Annotated in this window: 16 protein-coding genes; 3 read left to right on the top strand and 13 right to left on the bottom strand. The window is 57.9% G+C overall.

All coding sequences use genetic code 11. The features are described 5' to 3' along the window. The first annotated feature begins 14 nt into the window (after positions 1-14). The 3 genes from ASG07_RS18055 to ASG07_RS17090 all read left to right on the top strand — a co-directional run bounded on the left by ASG07_RS18055 (position 15) and on the right by ASG07_RS17090 (position 6,697). Positions 15-3,581, top strand: coding sequence for a family 16 glycosylhydrolase (locus tag ASG07_RS18055; protein ID WP_055849536.1), 3,567 nt, complete (start codon positions 15-17; stop codon positions 3,579-3,581). A gap of 199 nt (positions 3,582-3,780) precedes the next feature. After that, positions 3,781-5,793 carry an acyltransferase family protein gene (locus ASG07_RS16430; RefSeq protein WP_055849533.1) on the top strand — a complete coding sequence of 671 codons (2,013 nt, stop codon included), beginning with the start codon at positions 3,781-3,783 and terminating at the stop codon, positions 5,791-5,793. Further along, on the top strand, positions 5,786-6,697 hold the full coding sequence (locus ASG07_RS17090; RefSeq protein WP_168377377.1) for a glycosyltransferase family 2 protein: 912 nt from the start codon (positions 5,786-5,788) through the stop codon (positions 6,695-6,697). Before ASG07_RS16430 ends, ASG07_RS17090 begins: the two co-directional genes overlap by 8 nt. Here ASG07_RS17090 and ASG07_RS16425 read toward each other — a convergent pair. The 13 genes from ASG07_RS16425 to ASG07_RS17075 form a co-directional block, all read right to left on the bottom strand. Then, complete coding sequence (locus tag ASG07_RS16425; RefSeq protein WP_082474908.1) at positions 6,688-7,953, bottom strand: lipopolysaccharide biosynthesis protein; 1,266 nt, start codon at positions 7,951-7,953, stop codon at positions 6,688-6,690. The two genes, ASG07_RS17090 and ASG07_RS16425, sit on opposite strands and share 10 nt — an antisense overlap. Further along, complete coding sequence (locus ASG07_RS17085) at positions 7,950-9,284, bottom strand: O-antigen ligase family protein (protein WP_082474907.1); 1,335 nt, start codon at positions 9,282-9,284, stop codon at positions 7,950-7,952. Before ASG07_RS17085 ends, ASG07_RS16425 begins: the two co-directional genes overlap by 4 nt. A gap of 11 nt (positions 9,285-9,295) precedes the next feature. After that, positions 9,296-10,159: a polysaccharide biosynthesis tyrosine autokinase gene (locus tag ASG07_RS16420; protein ID WP_055849528.1), complete on the bottom strand. Its 864-nt coding sequence runs from the start codon at positions 10,157-10,159 to the stop codon at positions 9,296-9,298. Then, entirely contained in the window at positions 10,156-11,559 is a 1,404-nt protein-coding gene (locus ASG07_RS16415; RefSeq protein ID WP_055849525.1) for a Wzz/FepE/Etk N-terminal domain-containing protein, read from the bottom strand. Before ASG07_RS16415 ends, ASG07_RS16420 begins: the two co-directional genes overlap by 4 nt. 55 nt (positions 11,560-11,614) lie before the next feature. After that, positions 11,615-12,487 (bottom strand): polysaccharide biosynthesis/export family protein, encoded by an 873-nt coding sequence (locus tag ASG07_RS16410; RefSeq protein ID WP_168377375.1) that lies wholly within the window; start codon positions 12,485-12,487, stop codon positions 11,615-11,617. Between the two features lie 42 nt (positions 12,488-12,529). Beyond that, positions 12,530-13,498 carry a hypothetical protein gene (locus ASG07_RS16405; RefSeq protein WP_168377374.1) on the bottom strand — a complete coding sequence of 323 codons (969 nt, stop codon included), beginning with the start codon at positions 13,496-13,498 and terminating at the stop codon, positions 12,530-12,532. Between the two features lie 427 nt (positions 13,499-13,925). Then, a complete protein-coding gene (locus ASG07_RS16400; protein WP_055849517.1) occupies positions 13,926-14,777 on the bottom strand; it encodes a peptidylprolyl isomerase in 852 nt (283 codons plus the stop codon). After that, the gene (locus ASG07_RS16395) at positions 14,774-15,472 is read right to left on the bottom strand and encodes an exosortase C-terminal domain/associated protein EpsI (protein ID WP_168377373.1); all 699 of its coding nucleotides are present in this window, start codon (positions 15,470-15,472) and stop codon (positions 14,774-14,776) included. The genes ASG07_RS16400 and ASG07_RS16395 overlap by 4 nt, the downstream gene beginning before the upstream one ends. Beyond that, on the bottom strand, positions 15,469-16,389 hold the full coding sequence (gene xrtV, locus ASG07_RS16390; RefSeq protein ID WP_055849512.1) for an exosortase V: 921 nt from the start codon (positions 16,387-16,389) through the stop codon (positions 15,469-15,471). Before xrtV ends, ASG07_RS16395 begins: the two co-directional genes overlap by 4 nt. Further along, positions 16,386-16,730, bottom strand: a complete 345-nt coding sequence (locus tag ASG07_RS17565; protein WP_168377372.1) for a hypothetical protein — start codon at positions 16,728-16,730, stop codon at positions 16,386-16,388. Before ASG07_RS17565 ends, xrtV begins: the two co-directional genes overlap by 4 nt. Before the next feature lie 229 nt (positions 16,731-16,959). Continuing rightward, positions 16,960-17,424: a PilZ domain-containing protein gene (locus ASG07_RS16385; protein ID WP_168377371.1), complete on the bottom strand. Its 465-nt coding sequence runs from the start codon at positions 17,422-17,424 to the stop codon at positions 16,960-16,962. A 149-nt stretch (positions 17,425-17,573) separates the two neighbouring features. After that, positions 17,574-18,722, bottom strand: a complete 1,149-nt coding sequence (locus ASG07_RS17080; RefSeq protein WP_082474902.1) for an acyltransferase family protein — start codon at positions 18,720-18,722, stop codon at positions 17,574-17,576. A gap of 618 nt (positions 18,723-19,340) precedes the next feature. Then, on the bottom strand, positions 19,341-21,296 hold the full coding sequence (locus ASG07_RS17075; protein WP_082474922.1) for an acyltransferase family protein: 1,956 nt from the start codon (positions 21,294-21,296) through the stop codon (positions 19,341-19,343). Between the last annotated feature and the right edge of the window lie 255 nt (positions 21,297-21,551).

Here is a 21,551-nt window from a genome sequence, read left to right as displayed (position 1 = left end):
CCAAGCTACAGAACATGGCTGCCATGTTGCCCGATACCGTTATCAACGGAACCGCCGGGGATGACTTCATCTATCCCGGCATCGGCAGCTATACGCTCGGTGGCGGTCTGGGAGACGACACATATTACGGCGTTACCAGTGCCACCAGGATAATCGAGCGCGAAGGCGAAGGCGTAGATACGGTGTACGTCGTCAGCGACTACGTCATGCCGGACCATGTCGAAAACATGATCGTCAATTTTGCGAGAGCCGGCGTGATCGGAAACGGCCTCGCCAACTATATCATCGGCAACAGTGCTGCGCAGAGCATCGACGGCGGTGAGGGTAACGACGTCATGACCGGCAAGGGGGGCGGAGACACTTTCGTATTCAGCGCGAAATCCGGTTACGATGTCATCACCGATTTCCATGCCGGTACGAATACGGTGGCGATGCCTGCGGATATCGTCCGGTTGACCGGCTACAGCCAGTTCAAGAGCTTCGCCGATGTGAAAGCCGCGTTGACGCAGGTGGGCAACGATGTCGTGCTGAAGCTCGACGCCGAAAATGCGGTCAAGTTCGCGGATACCAAAGTCGAGGCGTTCGTCGCCGAGAATTTTCAGCTGTCGCTCGACGTCTCAAAGTTCAAGCTCGCCTTCAGCGATGATTTCAATACGCTGGATGCCGGTTCCGGTGACGCGGCCACGATCTGGCGGACCGATTACGGCTTCGGCGGGGATACCAACGGCCGGGATGCCCGCACTTTCATCGCAACCGGCGAAAAACAGGTCAATGTCGATCCGACCTTCAAGGGCACAGGCGCTACTGCGCTCGGCCTGAATCCGTTCTCGGTGGATGACGGCGTGCTGACGATCCGATCGCGTCCGGCCGCCGAAGCCGATAGCGCCCAGATGTGGGGGTACAAGTTCACCTCTGGCGGGCTGACCACGCGGAACACGTTTACCCAGACCTATGGCTATTTCGAAGCGCGGCTGAAGCTGCCGCCCGAGTCCCCTGCCTTCCCCGCATTCTGGTTGTACACTGCGGGCACGAACGCGTCGGAACTGGACGTGATGGAGAAGCGGGCGTCGGACTCCACCTGGACGGCGACGACGCACGATTATGCGACGGGCACCCACCAGCGCCAGAGTGGCGCCATCTTCACGCCGACCTCGACCAGCGAATTCCATAATTACGGTGTGCTCTGGACTAAGGAAACGGTCACCTGGTATCTCGACGGTGTCGCCGTGAAGACGATCGATACTCCACCCGACATGCACGGGCCGATGTACCTCATCGTCAATCTCGCCGTCGATGTCTCTGCGACGGCGGATTACCAGGGGTCGGACCTGCAGATCGACTATATCCGCGCCTATACGCTGGATGAAGTAGCGGCGGAGGCCGGTGCCAGCGTCACCGGCAGCGTTCGTGCGGACGTTTTGAGTGATGCCGCGGGCGCCGTGACCCTGACCGGCATGACCGGGAACGATACCTATATCGTCAGCACCACCAAGACCAGGATCGTCGAACGATCCGGCGAAGGAACAGACCTCGTCAAATCGGCGATCGACTATGTTCTTGGCACGAACCTGGAGAACCTGACGCTGACCGGCCAGGCAGTGAAGGGCACCGGCAACGATGTGAACAACGTCATCATCGGGAATGATCGGGATAATATCCTGATCGGAGAGGCGGGAAACGACCGTCTCGATGGGGGATTTGGTGCAGATACCCTGATCGGCGGTATCGGCAACGATACGTATATCGTCGACGATGCGGGCGATATCGTCTTCGAGAATGTCGGCGAGGGCACCGACACCGTCATTGCGAATATCAACTACACCCTTGGCCGGAATATCGAGAATCTCACTCTTGCCGGCGATGCGTTGCGCGGTACCGGCAACGAACTCGATAACGTGCTCACGGGCAACGCCTCAGCCAATATCCTGGTGGGCGGCGCGGGCAATGATCGTCTCGATGGCGGGATCGGCGCGGACACGCTGATCGGCGAAACCGGCAACGACGGCTATTACATCGACAATGCCGGTGACGTCATCATCGAAAAAGCCGGGGAAGGCTTCGACATGATCTGGTCGAGTGTCGACTATATCGTGCCCCTGAATGTCGAACAACTCACGCTCAGCGGCACCGCCATTCGCGGAACCGCCAATGATGCGGGCAATTACCTATATGGTAACGAACTGGCGAACGTGCTGACCGGCGGGGCCGGTAACGATGTGATCGATGGCAAGGCGGGCAACGATTACATCGTCGGCGGTGCGGGCAACGATAAACTGACGGGTGGGTCCGGCAGCGACGTCTTCGTATTTGCAGGAAACTTCGGTCGCGACGTCATTACTGACTTCAAGATCGGCGAGGACAAGGTCGATTGGTCCGCGCTGAAGGCGGCCGGCCAGATGCCGGTCATCACCGACATCGGTGGTATCGCGACCGTGACCTTCGGCACCAATAGCATCGCCTTCACCGGATTGAAGGCGGCAGAGCTGATGAAAATCATCACGCCGAAGCCGGTGAAGGCGCTGTTCGGAACCGACAGGGATGACACCTTCTTTGTCACGGACGCCGATGATTTTATCTCGGAAGGACAGGACGGTGGCACGGATACCGTCTATTCCGCGGTTGATTATACGCTGGGCCTCAACCTGGAAAATCTCTTCCTCACCGGCACTGCCATAAAAGCCTTTGGCAACGATGGAAAAAACGTGATCGTCGGCAATGCGTTCGACAATCTGCTTTATGGCTTTGGCGGGAACGACGTGCTGAAGGGAGGTGCCGGGGCCGACACGATGTACGGTGGAGCCGGCAATGACTCGTACCTCGTCGACGATATCGGCGACAAGGTGATCGAATTGCTCGACGACGGCATCGACACGGTGTCCTCGTCGATCGACTATCTGCTCGGCGCTCATTTGGAGAACCTTACGCTGACTGGCGGCGCACGGGTCGGCACCGGCAACGACCTGAACAACGCCCTGCTGGGCAACGATCTGGACAATACGCTCGATGGCGGCGCGGGCAACGACAGGCTCGACGGCGGCAAGGGCGCGGACCGGCTGATCGGTGGCACCGGCGACGATTACTACATCGTCGACAACGCCGGCGATGTCGTGATCGAACTGGCGGGCGGCGGTCACGATATCGTTCTGAGCAGTGTTGATTACACGGCTCCCACGAATGTCGAACAGCTGGTGCTGGCCGGCGCCGCGACACGGGGAGTCGCCCATGACGGTGGCATGCGCCTTTACGGCAATGATAATGGCAACTGGCTGACGGGCGGCCTGGGGGGCGATATCATCAAGGGTGGAAGCGGTGATGATCGTATCATCGGCGGTGCCGGCAATGATACGCTGATCGGTGGCCGTGGTGCCGACACGTTCGTATTCGGCACCGGGTTCGGCAAAGACGTCATCAACGATTTCGATGTCGCTCGGGACCGGATCGAGTGGTCGGGATTGACGCCGGCCAGTGGGATCCAGACCCGAGACGTGAATGGCAATGCGGTGGCGACGATCGGGTCCGATACGATCACCTTTCTGGGGATCACCGCAGCGGAGCTGGCGGTTCACCACATCCTCATGTGAGACGCTCGTATCCGCTTCTGAATAGTCCTATCGGGGCTCCGCCCGCCGTACGGCACTCCTGTCGTCAAGCGCGTGATTGTCTTGTCATGGCGCATGCGACATGGACTGGCCTCGACGTTAACGGAGACATCGCCTCTTGTCGCTCAACACAGCGTCACGCGCTTCTGGACACGGGGGGTGGTCCCACGCCACCCCCCCGGTGACGGCGCAAGCGGGCTATCGCGCGGACATCGACGGGCTCCGCGCGCTGGCCGTAGCTGCTGTCGTGATATTCCACGCAGCCGGGTGGCTGTTGCCGGGCGGCTATGTCGGCGTAGACATCTTCTTCGTCATTTCGGGCTTTCTGATCGGCGGTATCATCGACCGGGAGATCGGAAACGGCTCTTTCGGTTTTGCCCGCTTCTATGCTCGCCGGGCACGCCGCATCCTGCCGGCGTTGTTCGTCGTTATCGTATCGGCCTGTGTCGCTGGCCTGCTGCTGCTGTCAGCGCGCGAGCTACGGGAAATGTCGGTCGAGGCCGCCGCGGCGCTTCTTGGCATTTCCAATTTCAAGTTCTGGCTCCGCAACGATTATTTCGCAGGTGCCGCCCCGCTCGTACCGCTGTTGATGACGTGGTCACTGGGCGTGGAAGAGCAGTTCTACATGCTGTTCCCGGGCCTGTTGCTGCTGGTGCGGCGACGCAGCGCGCGGATCAAGATGTTGACCGTGGCGACGGTCACGCTGCTGTCGTTGATCCTCTCCATCGTCCTGACCCGCACGGCGCCCTGGGCGGCATTCTATCTGCTGCCGACCCGGGCATGGGAGATGGGCGCTGGCGCGCTGCTCGCAATCTGGCTGGTCGAAAAGGGCGAGGACCGGTTGCCGGGTCCCAGACTTCAGGATCTGACAGGATTGGCCGGCCTTGCAGCCATCGTCATTGCGCTGTTTGCATTCGACGAGAAAACGCCTTTTCCGGGCTTTGCCGCGCTTCTCCCCGTAGGAGGCACGGTCGCGTTGATCGCAGCACGTCACGGTGTGGTGAACCGCGTCCTGTTCGCCTCCCGCCCACTCGTCGCGATCGGATTGCTATCGTACAGCTGGTATCTCTGGCACTGGCCGATGATGGCGTTCGCCCGCAACGCGAGCGATACGGCGCCGGGCGATAGGGTGATGTTGACGATCGCCGCACTCAGCCTGGGCGTGGCGTGGCTGTCATGGCGCTTCGTAGAGCGAAGGTTCCGCTACGCCGCTGTTTCGTCAACGGTGACGCTTCGCCGTTTCGGTGCGGGGTTGTCGCTGTTTGCTGCGCTGTCATTGGCCCTTTTCGTCGCGAAGGGCGTGCCCGGGCGACTGTCCCCGACCGCGCAGCAGGCCGACCGGATGGCCAAGCTCGCCTCGGGGGATTGCCAGCAGAGTTTCGGGATCGTCTCCCTGCGGGAGGACGAGCATTGCATGCCCAAGAAGGGCCCTGCGCCGATCATCGCGGTCATGGGTGACAGCCATGCCAATGCGCTCGGCTTCGGGCTGCGCGGGGTGGCGGCCCGGAATGGCTATCGTCTGTGGGAAGTGCAGAAATCCGCATGCTTCCCCTTGCTGGGCGTGACGACGGCGCAGGAGCGGCAACCCTTCCACTCCCGGCAGTGCACGCAATTTCTGGATACCGCCACCACGCGCCTGCTGCGGGAACCATCACTGTCTGTCGTCGTACTGGCCGGGGCTTGGCCCGCCGTTGACGATCAGCGCTTCAACCTGGTGGAAAACCATCAGGTGGGCCGGCATGTCGATGCCGCTACGGCGTTGCGCATCGGCCTGCCGGCGATGATCGAGCGCTTCCAACGAGCGGGCAAGCGCGTCATCCTTGTCGGCGACGTACCGTCGTTCGGTCATTTCCACCCGTTGCGCCACGCGTTCAACGTCGCCATCCCGGCGCGGTCGCTCTTGTACGACATCGTCGACCCCGCCCCGTTCTCGGGCGACCGCATCGCACTTGATCGTCTGGACCACCGCTTCGACGCTTCGAGGGCGTATATCCGGGCGCTCGCCGTCCGCCAGAAGACCGGCTTTGTCGATATCGCCGCCCAATTTTGCGACGCGCAAAGCTGTCAGCATGCGCGGAATGGTGTTCCGATGTTTGTAGATGTCTCACATCTATCATTTATGGGATCAATGGCGCTCGACTGGTCAGAAGCGTTACCGGCCGCGGCGACTAACAAGGAAAAGATCGGTGGATGATCTTAAAGGAAGCGTAGCCATCGGCATTCCGACCTATCGACGTCCTGAGAAGCTCAAGCGTCTGCTTGCCTCCTTACATCCATCACTCAAGGCCACAGATGCTGCGATCGCGATCGCAGATAATGCCTGTGATCCGGCAACCCGACTTGTGGCCGAGCAGTTTGCCGAAATCTGGCCGAATACCCATTATATTGCCGTACCTGAACGCGGTATATCAGCCAATCGCAATAAATTGATCGATTGGTTTCTAACCCGGCCCGACGCCCCCGTGTGGCTCGCAACAGCTGATGATGACTTGGTGATGTCACCTGACTGGATGAAGCAGATGGTTGCCACCGGTGAAGCATGTAAAGCCGATATAGTTGGCGGTCCTTATGGCATGATCGAGCCCGCAGGCAGTTTCATTGTTCGTGAGAGCATGTTTGTAAAGCGCCGGCGACGTAAAACAGGTCTAACCAGTCCGATATACGCGGCCGGGAACTTGCTAATCAACAGAAAGCTATTAACTCAGTATAATGATCTTCGATTTAACAATAGATTTGGATTGTCAGGTGGGGAAGATTATGACTTTTTTAGCCGAGCTGACGGTCTGGGCGCCCGATTTGCGTGGTGCGATGATGCCTTTTGCAATGAGGACGTCGATATAGATAGGCTAAACGCTCGAGCCGTTATCTATCGATATTATACTACGGGTAACTACATGGCTCTTATTGATTTGCAGCGTGAATCGCGTGGAGTCGCGTGGCAGCGGCATCTATGGGGGTTTGTAAAATCAGGGGCGTATCTCGTGGTAAGTGGCGCACGGCTACGTCCTGAAGATGCGTTGGAGGGTCTGTTTCGGTTACTGATCTCCGCCGGCGCTTTGTCCGCTCTCTTGGGCGTTCGGCATTATCGCTATCGCTGAGCTGCTTCGCTGTCCTTCCACGTGAAGGCAATGATCCAAAGTACGGCCATCAATAGCGCATGCGCACTCAAGAACGCTACGATTAGCCCCGTCACTCCGGCAAAGTAGGCCCCCATCGCTAGTAAAAAGCCAAATATAAGAGCAGCAATCCCATATATCACTGCACGTATATGCTGGAGACCGGCGCCTGTTAGAGTATCCGCTGCCAGATACTGCATGGCGATTAACGGTAGTGACAAGCCAAGTAACATTGCCGCGCCACGAGATGCCGCGAAATCATGACCCAAAACCAGCGGTATAACTTGCGCAACAGCCGCGACACTTGCAGACGCGAACAATCCTGTTGCGAGCATCGCGGGCAGGCACTTCAAAGCGTAACGCCTTGTTGCGGCGAGCCCGAATTCGCCTTCCCGAAAAAAGTTCGGATATAACAGTCGCGTTATAACTTGAAGAGGAAAAAGGCCGATAGCCAATATTCGTGCGCCGGCCGCATAGGCACCAAGCACGCTGGCATCGGAAAAACGAGCCAGGATAACCCGATCGACATTGCCCTGCGTTGCCCGGGCCGCCTGATTGATTGAAAATGCCGCACCGGCTGCCAGCTCGCTACGCTGCAGCATAAACACCGGACTACCATAGAGCCGCATGGCAATCACGAGCAGAGCGGCGCCAAACAATATGGACTGGCCTAATACGACCAAGATCCACCCTTGGAGGCTCTTCGCAGCCGAAAAGTACAAAAGAGCTGCTATCAGCCGGGTCAGGGTCATTGCCAGCCGAACTCCGCTGGCCCGGGTGGTATGACCGTGCGCTACCATAATCAGTTCAACGGATGCCGCAATGCGGGCCGCCACGATCTCGCCAGTCAGGGCCGCTAACAGCAGTGTTACCGGGATTTCCGATTTCATCGGTCCGGCGGCAATCCAGAGGGCGCCAAGTACGACCGGTATTATAGTCAGGCCGATCAACATCAGCATGTTACCGAAAAAGCTATGGAAACGTTCCGGCTTGCGGGCGACAGCGCGCACCAACAAATCCGCTCCTCCCCAGCCGACAAATTCCACCGCAATGGCAGCTACACTCAACACGGCTGCATATTGTCCGAATGAATCTATTCCCAGTCCTCGGGCAGTGACCGCGAAGGTAACGAACTGCAAGACCAGTGCGACTGCTGTTGGGGCTAAGGAGCTTAGATACTGCTTTAATGTATCATATCGTAAGCGCTTCAGGACATTCCTAAAAACCAAGACGTTCATGCCAAAACCGGCAATGCTGTTTTTTTGATTACGGGCACATCAGAATCGATGGGCGATGTCGAAGCTCGTTTGTTGCTTTTTAGCGATGAGTAGAAGGTCAGAATCAGAAACATGCTGATTCCTGTCCCGAAAACCTCACGCGTTTCACCCAAGCCTCCAATTACTAAGATAAAGGCACAGGCCCCTGTACCATATCCTAATCGAGATTTTCCTATGAAAGGAGCATAAAATACAAAATAAGCAAGTGCTCCGAAAAAAGATATCGCACCCAATAACCCCACCTCTCCAAACGCCGCGATATACATGTTGTGGGGCGTATGGATTTCCCCGTACTTTGAGAAACTAGCGCCTACATCTGCCGTGATAGAAGACGCTTGGCTAAATGTTCCAGGACCTGCGCCGATAAGCCAATGTTCCAATGCGCGATTGAAATATGCAGGCCAGATTACCGATCGTCCGGTCAGCCCTGCATCACGACCAGCTAATTCAAGGAGATATCCCGATAAGACATTAACTGATAGAGCCGCAACGGAGATTATGATAAAAAGTACGGTTGCCCGAGATAGAGCGGAAGATCGAATTTGATATATCAGATGAACAATAAAAAGATAGGAGAATGCGGCTGCTAAGGTTATCAAACCGCCTTGGGAGCTCGACAATACGGCGCACATAATCGTAAGAACAATAACGAAGCTTCGTAGCGCCCAGTGCCGACCCGGCATCAAGCAGAAAGCTACTGCCGAAAAGGCTGTCAAATAACCAAAGCCGTTTTTATTTGGAACTAGGCCCCGCCAAGCATGACCGGCTAAAGCTCGCCCATCTATTTGGGTGCCAAAGCTCGGGAATATAAGTGCCGCCGCAACTGAACTGACAATAAGGAACGCAAATGTCCAGAAAAGCACCGATAAAAGTATTTCACTGCGAAGTTCGGCGCCAATTGTAATTGCGGCGAGTACTCCCAGTATCCAGAAGGTAAGAACCTGCGCTGCTTCATGCGGCTCATTACTGAGAGTAGCGGAGATCATCCCAATTGTTAGAAAGGCAAGCACCGGCGCTAAGCCGTCCATAACATTAGATACGCCGCGGCGTACGATATGCAACGACAGTCCCGCGAAAATGCTAAGCCACAGGGTGTAACGGGCAATTACTCCCAAACGAAATAGTATCGGACTAAACTCAATAAGAGTCTGGGTAAATACTATAACCGTTAGGATAAATATGAATATATAAAGCCCATTCCAGCTATCGTTGACTCTGGGCTTGCGACGATGCACCTTTAGACGATCTAAAGTTGATGGATCATCCAGTACGGGGATGTCGACCTTGACCATAGATCGCTGATTCACGCATTCGTCATCGTGGAGCCGACGACGCGAACGCCGAAACCCTTGCAGGCCTCGACCAGTTGCTTGGCCTCGCGCGTCCGGGTTTGTTCGCGGCGCGTGACGACGAGCGCGCCCACGGCTTCGGCAGCGATGATCTGGTAATCGCTGCCGATCGATGCCGCCGGCGTATCGAAGATCACCATTTCGAACTGCGCGCTGGCTTCCTCGACCAGTCGGCCGAGCATTTTCCGGAGCAGCAGTTCTTGGGGATTGGGCGGGATGCCGCCGACCGGCATGACCGAGAGCGCCGGGATTTCGCTGACCTCCTGATAAGCGCGTCCATCCAGCCTTCCGGTGAGAAACGTGGCCAATCCTCGACGGTCGTCAAGCTTGAAGAGCTGGTGCTGCGTCGGATTGCGCATGTCGGCGTCCACCAGCAGCGTCCGGAAGCCGACCTGGGCGAACGATATGGCGAGATTGGCGGCGACCAGCGAGCGGCCGTCGCCGCGCTGGGCACTGACGACCGCCAGGGTGCGTGCGCCTTGTGGGTGGCGGAACCAGCGGAGCGCGAGTGCAGCGCGGATCGAGCGATAATCTTCTGCAGCCTGGCTGTGCGGATTGGTGAAGGCGATAGGCTCGTCACGTCCGTCACCTTCGGACAACCGCATGTTGAACTGGGTCGCGAGGGCGCGCTGGAGCGTCGCCTCGTCGATGAAGCCAAGCTCCACGGCGGCTTCTCCGAACCGCATATTGTGCTCGGCGCCATAGACCTGCGCCTTGTGTGCCTGCGCGTCGGTAATCAACTCCGCTCCACGCAGCACTTCGCCGATACGGCCCAGATCCGGTTGATCGCGATCGCTCATGTTCGGCCGTTCGCTCATGCGACGCCCTCCTGGGATGGTTTGGGCAGATAGTGGGTCGGGACATGGCCGAGCAGACGTTGCCTGGGTGCCTCGATCCCCCGGACTCCGCCAAGATTGGGTATCCCCAGCCATATTTCCGCATCCTCCGGGGTTCGCAGTCGCTGGTCGAGAAATTCCAGCGCCAGCGCCGCAACGATGCCGATGATCGTCGCAAGCAGCGCAACGACGATGATCTTGAGGGCATCAGGCAGGCCCGCGGGGGCCGTGGGCTTTGTTGCGGGAGACAGGAGCAATATGTTGGACTGGTTGGACGCCCCCAGCAGCGTGCTCTGCGCCTGCTTCGCCACCAGCTGTTCATAGGTCGTCTTCAGATTGGTGACATTCTGCTCCAGCGCGGTGATCTCGCCGCGCGACCGTTGTGATGCGATCACCCGGCTACGCTGCGCGTCTACCGCGCCCCGCAGCTGTTGCGAGGCGGCGTTGCTTTGCGCGGAGCTGGCCGCAGCGGCCTGCGCAACGATCGCCCGCTGCTTCGCCAATTCCGAGCGCAGCGTCGCCAACTGGTTGGTGAGCTGACGGTAATCGACGTTGTTGGGACCTGCAAAGGTCGACAATTGCCGCCGCTGCGCCTCGGCTCGCGCGATGTCGGTCTGAAGAGACTGGATGACGGGACTGGATAGCGCATCCGGCAATGCACCGCCCGCCGCTCTTGCATTCTGGACGGACTGTGCGCCCTGTGCACCGGCGAGTTGCTGTGCCAGGGCCAGCAGACGCGCATCGTCGGCATCGCCGCCCGCCTCGTTGGTCGCGGTCAGCCCCAGCTCGGCGCGACGCCGGCTTAGAGTAGCCTGGGCCTGGGTAAGCCGGTTGCCGAGATCCGCCACGGAACGATCGTACCAGGCGGTCGCCTGCCGTTCGGGTTCGCGCTGCAGATCGACGCTGATGTCGCGATATGCGTCGGCATAGGCGTTGGCGACTGCCGCCGCCAGCTGGGGGTTTCGGGAGGAGTAGATGATCGAGATCACCCGCGAACTGCTCGAAGGTACGACTTTCAGGCCGCCACTGAGCTGTTGCGCGAAGAAGATTTCCGGTTCGGCTGTCGATCCGGATTCGCGATATGCCTGCATGCTGTCCGCATCATCGAGCATCTTCAGCCGCTTGACCGCCGCAACGCCGACCCGGTTGGATCGGATGACGTCGACCTGCGTGGACAGATAATCCGGCTGAAGCTGGGCGGTGACGGTGGGATCGCCATCGACACTGACGGAGCTGGATTGGCGCACGTTCACCAGGACCTGTGCCGTCGCACTATAGGTGCGTGGTACCAGCGCTACCCAGAGCAGCGAAAGAACTATCCCGCCGACGATGATGGCGGCGATCAGACGCCATCGTGCTTTCAGGACAAGTACGAACTGCATGGGATTCATAGATCGGCTCCGACTGGCGCGCTGCAGGCGGTGAAACTCGGCATCGTCAGAAAATTCGCTGACGCGCGTAGATGAGATCGTCGGGCATGACCGCCATATCGGGCTTGACCTTGTCGAAGACCTGTTGCGTCCCGTCGGGGCCGCGACGGGTCAGGCGAACTCGCCCTGCCGAGCCGCGGGGCGTTATACCTCCCCCGACCGCCAGCGCCTGTCCCACCGTCATGCCAGGTTCCAGCGCGAACGCTCCGGGCCTTCCGACTTCGCCGGAGACGTAAAACATCGGTGCGGAACGGACCACCAGTATTTCACCCGGCCGGGCCGGCCTGTCCTTGGCGCCCGAAACCAGATCGGCGATCAGGAATTCTTCACGCCCCTCCCTGACAGCACCGGCCGGCATGACCGTCACGACCCCGCTGCCGCTACCGAACGTCGCGCCGGCTCGCGCCAGCACACTGGCCAGCGACAAATCCGGCCGGTCCAGCGGAAATTCGCCCGGGCGTCCCACAGCACCCATCACCGTCACGACCTTCGATCGCACTTCCGCGACCAGGACGTTGACGGACGGCGACACCAGGATGCCGGCGGTGCGCAAGCTACGCGCCAGGCGAGAGGCGATATCGCCCGCGGTATCGCCTTCGACCTTTACCTTCCCAAGCGCCGGAAACTCGATCGTTCCATCCGTCCCGACGCGCAGCGTGGATTGCAGGTCCGGCGACCGATAGACGGTGATCGCCAAGAGGTCCCCCGGGCCGACGCGATAATCCGCACTCGCCCCGGCGGTTGCCGGAACGGATTGGGAGATCATCGACGGTGTCCCGGTCGGCAAGGCCGTGCCCGGCTGTTGGGCGTCGGCCTGGACGCATATGCCAGCCAGAGCCACGCCGGCCAGAGCCACGATGGTGCAGAACCCGTACTTCATCGTCATCCTTCGTGTCGGATCAGTCTCACACATTCGGCGATCCTAGTCCTTGTTTCCTAAACGAACGATAGCGCTAAGCTGAACGGTGTCGCTGTTGAAACCGCCAAAGGCGGCGTCCGATTTGCGAAATTCATGCGCGTAGCGCGCCCGTAGCATCACGCGATCTCGCGGAGAATATTCGATTGCGAAAGCACCCAGGTAATTGCGGTCGTTGCGGGATGCCACCTGACCGGTGAACGTGGGATCGAAGCGGAAGCGTCTATGATAGATTTCGCCGGTCAGGATCAGGAACAGATGATCGGAATATCCCAGTCTGACCTCGGTATTGCCATAATCGGCCCGCACCGCGTCCACCACCAGAAAACTCTGCAATTCCAGTCTGCGCCCGACCTCACCCATGATGGTCAGCGTGTCTCTCGGTCGATAGTCGAACCGCATGTAGCCGCTCGGCCCGCTATAATCGGATCCGATGACGGACCGGTCGTTGCGGGACAGATAGGATATCACGCCATTGACCGCCGTGATGGGGCTGGGAGAATAACGCAGTCGAAGATCGACGGACGTGTCCGCAAGGTCGATATCGGCACGTCGCGAACTGCCGTCGCCTGCCGTCAGCGTGCGGGCTTTCAGGCCGTCGGTCTGGCGTCGGCTCAGCGTCAGCGCGATCGAGTTGCCGATGGCATTGTAATACCCGATGCCGATACCCGTCCCGTATCGACGGAAATCGTTACCCGATACCAGGGCATCGGAGTTCTTGTTCTGCAAGAACTCGGGTGTCGCCACCAGCCGGATATCCGGGGTGACGGGATAGGTCACCTCGGCGTCGGCCTGATAGATATTCTGAATGTTGCGGATCGGCGTCCGTAAATCGGAGAAGGATGTCAGCGATCGCGTAGCCAGTCCCGTCAGCCGGAAACCAACGATCCCGCCGCTCTCGCGCGTTACGTTCAACCGCCCGGTGTACCGGATATTATCCAGTCGGCTGTTGCGCTCGTACAGGTCCTGCCCCACCGCCAAGGATATGATGGCATCATAGTCGGCGGGCCGTAACCGTGCGCCGGCCAGCCCCTCTACGGTGTATACCCGGTCGGCCGCGGGAAGGCCGGTGCGTTCGCGCAGTTCCCGTCCCTGCCGAAACAGATTGTCGTCCAGACGCAGGCCGGCACCGACCTCGCCGAAGATCTGCGCCGCTGCCGGTTGCGCCGATAGCATCGCCGTTCCGATGATGACGCGAAGCACTCTCGCCACCCGGGCGCTGGCCCGGTGATGGTCCTCGCCAGCGACGACGACGGACGCGGCGAACGCCAGGCGCGCATCCCCGGCGGGATAAAAACGGGCTCGATCAATGGGCATGGTCATACCAGTCTATCCCCCCGCAAGCGCATACAGGCAATCCGGTATCGGCCCGGATCGACCTATGGGTGTCTCAGGCGGGCGCCTAACGCCCGGCTGGCCGTGCTGCGGGGGCGAAACCCTGCTGATATTCGATCTTGGTGCCCACCCGCAGGGTCTCCAGCCGCTGCGCCACGGTCTTTTGCATCTGCTGCTGCTGAAGGGCCTTTGCCGCGAGGGCGCGTTGCTCTTCGGGCGGAACCGGTTGCGGGCGATTCTCGGTCACGACGGCGATGACCAGCTGATCGCCACGACTGGTGACGAACGGCACGCCCGGCGCCAGTGCCTGAATATTGTCCGCCGCTTCACGTGGCAGGGAGATCGTGTCGATCTGGCCGGTGCCACGCTGAAAGCCATGGTTCCGTTCTCGCAGATAGGCGACGATCGCCTCCATCGTGTCGAGCGGCTCCAGCGCCTTGGCGTCGACGCCCGCAGCCGGGGTCACGATCTGATCGAGTACCAGCACGCGCCGATTTGCAAACATCTGCGGATTGGCCGCGACGAAGCGGTCCAGTTCTGCCGCGTCTGCTGGCGGTTGTTTCCCGACCCATGTTTCAACAAGCTGCTGCACCAGGGATAGATCCTGCGAGCGCTGCTGGGCGGCCAGATATTCGGGAGTTTTGTCGATGCCCTCCCGCTTGGCCTGCGCCACCATCAGCTTGCGATTGACCAGTTCTTCGACGAGCGCCGGTTGAACGGCTGCGATGTCCACACCGCGTGCAGCATTGGACGCGCCGAACTCGGTCAGGAGATCGCGTCTGGTGATGTCCTGCCCATCCACGGTCGCGATGACCTGCCCGGACGGGGCCTTTTCGCTGCAGCCCGATAAGAGGATCACCGAGATCCCCAGGGCACCCGCCATATGCGCGATCTTCATTTTCAGCATTCCGTTGGTCATTGGGCCATATGGCCGAGGAGCAGATGCCGACCTGCGTCGGAGAGTGCGTCGATCATGCGACCGTTGAAATCTTCCAGCATGGCCACGGACGCCATCGCATCCGTCCCCGGCATGGACAGGCGTACGAGCACGCCATCGGGCAGGTAGCCTTTCAGATTGGCCGCGATCACGGCGGAGCGATCCTCGGAACCGTCGACGGTGAAAGTACGATCGATCCTGGCCCAGTAGAGCAGGTGTTCGACGATCCCGGCGCGTTCGGCACGCACCTCCCGCGCTTCTGCGGCGACGCCTCCCAACCGGATCGGCACCGATTGCGGCTCGGACAGTTCGAAGCCCTGTGCAGGGTAGCAGTTTTCCGGCCGGTGCAGCTGAAGCGACGTATTCTGGGTGCTTCCATAGGCGATCAGCAGGGCCAGCTGCATGCCGTTCCGGTTCTCGTAGATCCGCGTCAGGACCTGATCGTAAAGCCTGTTCGACAGCTCGTCTGTCGGGGGCAGGACGAGGCCGCTGGCGGTCATGTAACGCCAATCGCCGATCACGCGCGGCACGGCGCTGTCCAGCAATCCCGGCGGAGGCGGCGGTACGCTCCGCCTGGGCTTGAGGGCGAATGCGGCGCCGGTCAGCGCCAGCAGCGCTCCTCCCAGTGCGAATTGCCGCCGATCCAGCGGCGCAGTGGATATGTCTGGGCCGGTCACGATGGCTCTTCCGACCGGGCGAGCCGCTCCCGCAGTGGGCCGAGTACGAGGTCGGCACCCATCAGCGTCAGCAGGGCAACGAAGAACATCATGCCGGCGGCATCGTGCAGTCCCCCCTGCGCCGCGGCATCTCCGAGGAAATGCGTGATGGAGATCAGGATGAGCACCCGGACGAGATTGGCGAACAGCGCGATCGGTATCACCAGCACGGCCAGGATGAACGCATATCTCCAGTCGGCGCGGTGACGCAGGTAGATATAGAATAGTCCGATCGCGAGCAGGCTGGTCAGCGAGTTCAGGCCCGAACATGCGGCGGCCACCACCAGTTCGTATCCGTCGACATAGATCTGCGCACCGTTGCTCGCCACGGCGAAACCGAAACCTGCCATGATATCCACCGCCGTATGGGCAATACCGATCTTCAGCGATCGTGTCAGCGGAACGATGATGCTGTCGGGCGGAGGAATGAGGAACAGCAGATAGAACAGCGGAAACCATAGCCGGCGAAGACCGGCCGTGCCGACATACTGATAGAGTACGAGCACGAGGCAGGCATAGGCACTGGCCCATGTCAGCCATATCTTGTTGATGATCGAAGCGAATACGTATGTCGCTCCCATGGCCGCCAACCCCGCTGCGACGAATACCCCACGACCTTGGGAGGAGGTGTTCGGCATCTTGCGCCATTCGCGCCAGAGCAACCACGATCCGGTCGTCAGGATGATCGGCCCCTGCGCGCCCTGCTCGGTCGACCAGACCTGTCGCGCCAGCATGACGAGGCCGGGCATCGCGAAGACGATCGCAGCCAGCGCCACGAACCAGATATCGCGCGCCTGCTGTCGCCACCCCGCCGCAGGCGAGCGATCATGTCTGACGACGGCGGGCGATGCCGCCTGTTTGCTGGATGATGCGGTCATGTGCGGGCTCGTCGACGTTCCCGGGATGCCATCGTCGAAGGGTGCATGCGGTTCAATCTCCGGTTCGCCTGTTCGACGCCGACCACGACCTCCATGCTCAATCCCCCTGCCAGCCCACGCACGATGTCGCACCATGCCTGGCGCGCCTGTCGCCCACGATCCGTACCACGAAAGCCGGGATCGCATGCCGCCGACCAGAAGGCACGGTAGGGGGCAGCGTCGCCATCACTGCAATCGTATAGCAATGCAATGGCATACCGAAGCGCGATATCTGGGAGCACGCGACCGTGATCGGCCGTCGTCGCGGCCTCGTCCAGGGCGGCCAGTGCATCCAGCATCATGCGCGCGAGACGTGATCGCGACGCCGGTTCCGGCCGGGGGGCCGAATGGCGTTCCCGCCGGATCGGAAGAACGACCGCCGGCATGACGGGGGGATTGTCCGTTTCGGCCGTGCCGTCTCGCCACATGGTGCTTCACCCGTCACTGCGCGATGAGTCGGTGGCGGGGGTCGCTCGATCTTGAAGAATGGACAAGATCACATCGACCGGGTCGCCACCGCGTGATCGCGGTTCACACCAGAACGAGGATCGCCGTCCATAACAACACGGTGCTGCCAACGATGATCGCGGCCCGGACGGGGGCGGGCCATCGTTCCACGGCCGGTTCCCCTGAAAGGTCCAGATGCGAAGACAGTCGCGAAAAGGCACCGAGAACCACCGGGTCCGCCGCAAAGGCCTGATCGATGGCCGACTGCGAAAGCGGCCCGGCGAAGCTGCACCCATGCAACGTACCCTCGACACGCACCACGGTGGCATCGCGACGCCCGACGCCGGGCAAGCCGATGCCGATCGTCGCGCCGAGCATCATCGGCGTATCAGACTCGATCAGGCAGCCATCGCAGGAAAGGTCATGGACCAGAACGGGATGGGGCCTGAGCGCCTCGTCCCGCAAAGTCGATTCCTGCAGCACCGGTCTGCGGTCACTGCTACGGCGTTCGTCCAGATCGGCGGACATAAGGGTTGCGATCAAGGCCATTGGCGAAATCCCGAAACTTCGCTCGAGGCTGTATCGGGATGGTCTTAATCTTCCGTTCCGGGCCACCGGAAAATCGCGTGCCGCTCGGCGTATCATCGTGCCGACATCAAGGTCGCACGGACACGGTCCACCAGAGCTTCGTAACAGCCTTATCCAATCCTGTCGCCGTCAGGCCGGGCACGTCCGTGCTGAGCCATTCCCAGGATCTTCAAAACCCGATCTCGGGATGCTTCCGCGACACGAACAAAGTGGTGTTTGCGCGTAAGTAACGGCTTTTCGATGCACCACCACGAAAATGCAGCATAAATCATTCCAAAGACGATAGTAAAAGCAGAATTGGCGTACCATACCCGCGCGCCGGGAAACAGGGCGGTATAAGTTTGCTGGATCGGGAAGGCAAAGAGGTATAGACCATAGCTGTAGTCTCCCGAGAAGATAAAGCCCCGCTTTGGCGGGTGCATCATTCCTAGATAGACTACTATGTAGACAGCCGGAATAGTTGCCAGATAAACCGTTCGATAATCAAACGTGCAGGCGATCATCGCCAGAAGCGCGATGAGTGCATATGATCGTTGCAGTCTAACGCGATCACTATAAAGATTGATTGTTACTCCGACCAAGAATGCAACCACCAAAGATCGGGGCAGCGGTCGGTTTGTTGCCCAGTACGGCTCCCAATGTTGAAAAGCCGCCAATGTACCCAGCGCGATCAAAGCTATTGTAAGGGGTATCATTGGCCAGCGACGACGCACCACGCCCACGATATACAAGGCTATGATCGCAATATAGCATTCGAGCTCGTAAGGTATGGTCCACAAGCTCAGATTAACGACATTGGGGAACGGCAGATTCAGAAACACGCCGGCAAGATCAAGATGAATATGACCCAGGATATTCGTAAAATATCGCCAGAAATAACGGCTTTGAAAATATTGGCTCAACGTAAATTGAGTAAATATCGGCCCAATGATCAAGGCAGACAAAAACACCTCTACGGCAAGAGCCGGAAAAAGCCTCACCGCTCGCAGCGTTAGAAATGATGTCGCCGTAGGGTTTTTCTTCAGGCTTCCCGTTACGAGGAAGCCGCTCAACCCAAAAAACATGATCAAAATTGGCGCAAGAAATATTCTGGTCCAAGACCCCCAGATTTGACCGGCCACCAAGCCGCCATAGCTGCTAACAATACTATGCTGCAGAACAACAGCGACAGCTAGAATAATTCTTAGATAGTCGAAGCCGTGGCTAAAGGTGCCAAGGCCCTTATACCGTTCGGCAATGGTTTCGTTAGCCAGACTCATGACGAGCCAACCCTTTTTTGTCGTCAATGGACGGCTCCCGATATTCACGCGTGCTCTACCAAAATCATATAGCGACTCAACATACTAAAAATCCAGCCAAAATAGCTATATACTTCAAACCCAGAATCTTATAATTTATCTATGTACGTCGATCGGAAAGGCTGACATGGCACTATTTTTCGGTGTTGGGGCCGGACATAGAGAATTCTCAAATCTCATTATCGAAAAACAGGTCGAAGTGCGGCGCATTAAGACTTAATAATTGATTGTACGTGTTTATAATTACTTGAGCTATGGCTGATTTCGCAGATACAAGGCTAATTTGCGCTGTCAACGACGCAGCATCGTCGGCATGATCCCCAGTTCGGCAGCCACTTCGGTCTGCATCCGACCGCTGGTCTCCCAAAGCGCCACCACCCCGCACTTGGACCCGCCCGCAAATCGAGGCTTCGCCGTACTCGCCATCCATACACCTCCTGGCCCCGTAGGGCCTATCATCTCAAACTCACATGCGCAGGAAGGCACCCGTTTCGCCTCACCCTTTCCACCAGTTGTGAAGCGTCCCTTCGACAGGCTCTAAACAGGCTCTAAACAGGCTTATGCGGGCGGCGCATCACCCTATTTATGCAGAGCGATGGCTGGCCACAGTGCGGAATCAACAGCGACTAATGATCCTTCTGCCGTAAAATGCCCATAATCAAATTGCATCGGAGTATTAGGCGCCGCCCAAGTTCTACATGATTGGCGATTACAAAGCGCATCTACCATCGAGATATATTGCGTATTTGTTCGATTGGCGACGCGTCTCAACACTTGGTCTATTTTAATTATATCTTTATTCATTGATGTCTGCGGCAGATTCGGCTGGTGCCGCAGTTCTGCAAAGACAAGCAGCCTAGGTAATGAAGTAGTATATTGCGGAACTGGCCCTACCAATAAAGGTCTAGCTGAGCGTACAGCGCTGTTGCGTAACGTAGCTTCGATGAGAGGCTCATCTTGAACTGTCCAGCGGCCAGCTAGAACGAGACGATCAACATGATGGTGAGGGAGCCATCCTATAAAGATGTTACGAAAGAATTTCGCACATACACTAATCTTATCACGCGGATAAATAACTGGTTTACAACCGGTGCGCGTTGCTTGGAGAATGGAAACCTCGCTATCATGAGTTTTAAGGCCTGGCCAGTAATGAGCTCCATGACTATCTCCCGCCAGTAATAATACGGGAAGTTCTGCGTTTCTTGCTTTGAGACAACTCAAGGAGTATTTTTGGCTGCCAACTGCAAAACATGTACCCCCACGATAGAGCGCATCACCATCTATGTCTTGATAGGCAGCAACCCGTAATTGATTAGCGCTAAAGCGAGCAGCCATACCATTTGTAAAATATAAAATAGCTGCTAAAAAACCTGTTAGAAGCATTATTGCGCAGCCGCATAAGATAACGCTGGGAGTTTTCCATTCCGAAACGCCCATTCTAAATGGCTGTTCAACGTGTCGCCAAGATAGTGTCGCTAACACCAGTGATAAAAAAATCTCTAATACCATAACCTGCCAGCTGGGAGATAAAAATAGAGCGATCTCCGCAAAAACGATGACAGGCCAGTGCCAAAGGTAGAGTGAATACGAAATCGCCCCGATGAATGTCATGACCTTTGTAGACATCAGGCGAGATAATATTGTTCCAGCGCTCCCGCTAGTAATCAGCATTGCGGCACCGACGCAAGGTAGCAGTGCCGATGGACCAGGAAATACCGTTGCTTCAGTAAAGCGTCGGACGGCGTATCCGATTAAGGCCAAGCCAATCCAGCCAATTACTTCATTCATCCAACGGCTGCGTGGCCGAAAAGGGATAACTGCAATCAAAGCGCCAAGGCTTAATTCCCAAATTCTTGCGGGTAAAAGGTAGAAAGCCGCAGATGCATTACTTGTTACCAACCAGCAGGATACAGCGAACGAAGCAAAAGATATGGCAACAATGAACTTGTTTATACCAATTATACGCCCTTTTATTGTAAAAAGTAGGGCGATTGGCCAAAAGATATAAAACTGTTCCTCAACGGCAAGCGACCACGTGTGTAACAGTGGCTTTAACTTAGCTGCAGGAGCAAAATATCCTATCTCAGAAAAAAATAGAATATTAGAACTAAATAATGTGGTTGCGCCAAGTGATTTTGCGTATCTAACTAGCTCGCCCGGAAGCATAAAAAAACAGGCAAGTAAGCTAACAATTGTTAGCATTACAAATAAAGCGGGAAATATACGCAAAATCCGTCTGCGGTAAAACTCAAATAAGCTATAACGATCCAATGCAATGTCCCGGATCAATATACCCGTAATCAGATAGCCAGAAATTACAAAAAAAATGTCGACTCCGACAAAACCACCCCAAAATCCAGGCACGCCAATATGGTTTAAAACTACAGGCAACACGGCAAGCGTACGAAGCCCGTCAATATCGGGACGATACTTCATATGTGTAGCCACACTCATCTTGCGTCGCTCAATAGATGTCGGCTCGTTCATAACTGCGCTCTGTGCCCGTTCGGCGTCATTCAAATTTGAAACGCTCATTGGTTCATCCGGTAGGCGAGCACTTTGCGGTTCAGAAAACGAAACCTGTACATTAGGTTGGCTGCCTCAAGAAACTCGCCTCGTAAAGCTACTCCCGGCAACGATTAAAGCTACCTCATCAGCAAGACCCCGATCAGCGGCCGACGGCGTGGTAGCTGAAGCCGGCGTCCTCGATCATGTCGCGCGGATAGACGTTGCGCAGGTCGACGATCACCGGCTCGGTCAGCAGCGACTTGACGCGGCGCAGGTCGAGCG

The sequence above is a fragment of the Sphingomonas sp. Leaf343 genome, assembly GCF_001423765.1.
In the GTDB taxonomy this organism is placed as follows: domain Bacteria; phylum Pseudomonadota; class Alphaproteobacteria; order Sphingomonadales; family Sphingomonadaceae; genus Sphingomonas.
The sequence above is the reverse complement of the archived record's forward strand: the minus strand, read 5'-3'. Positions and strand labels throughout refer to the sequence as shown.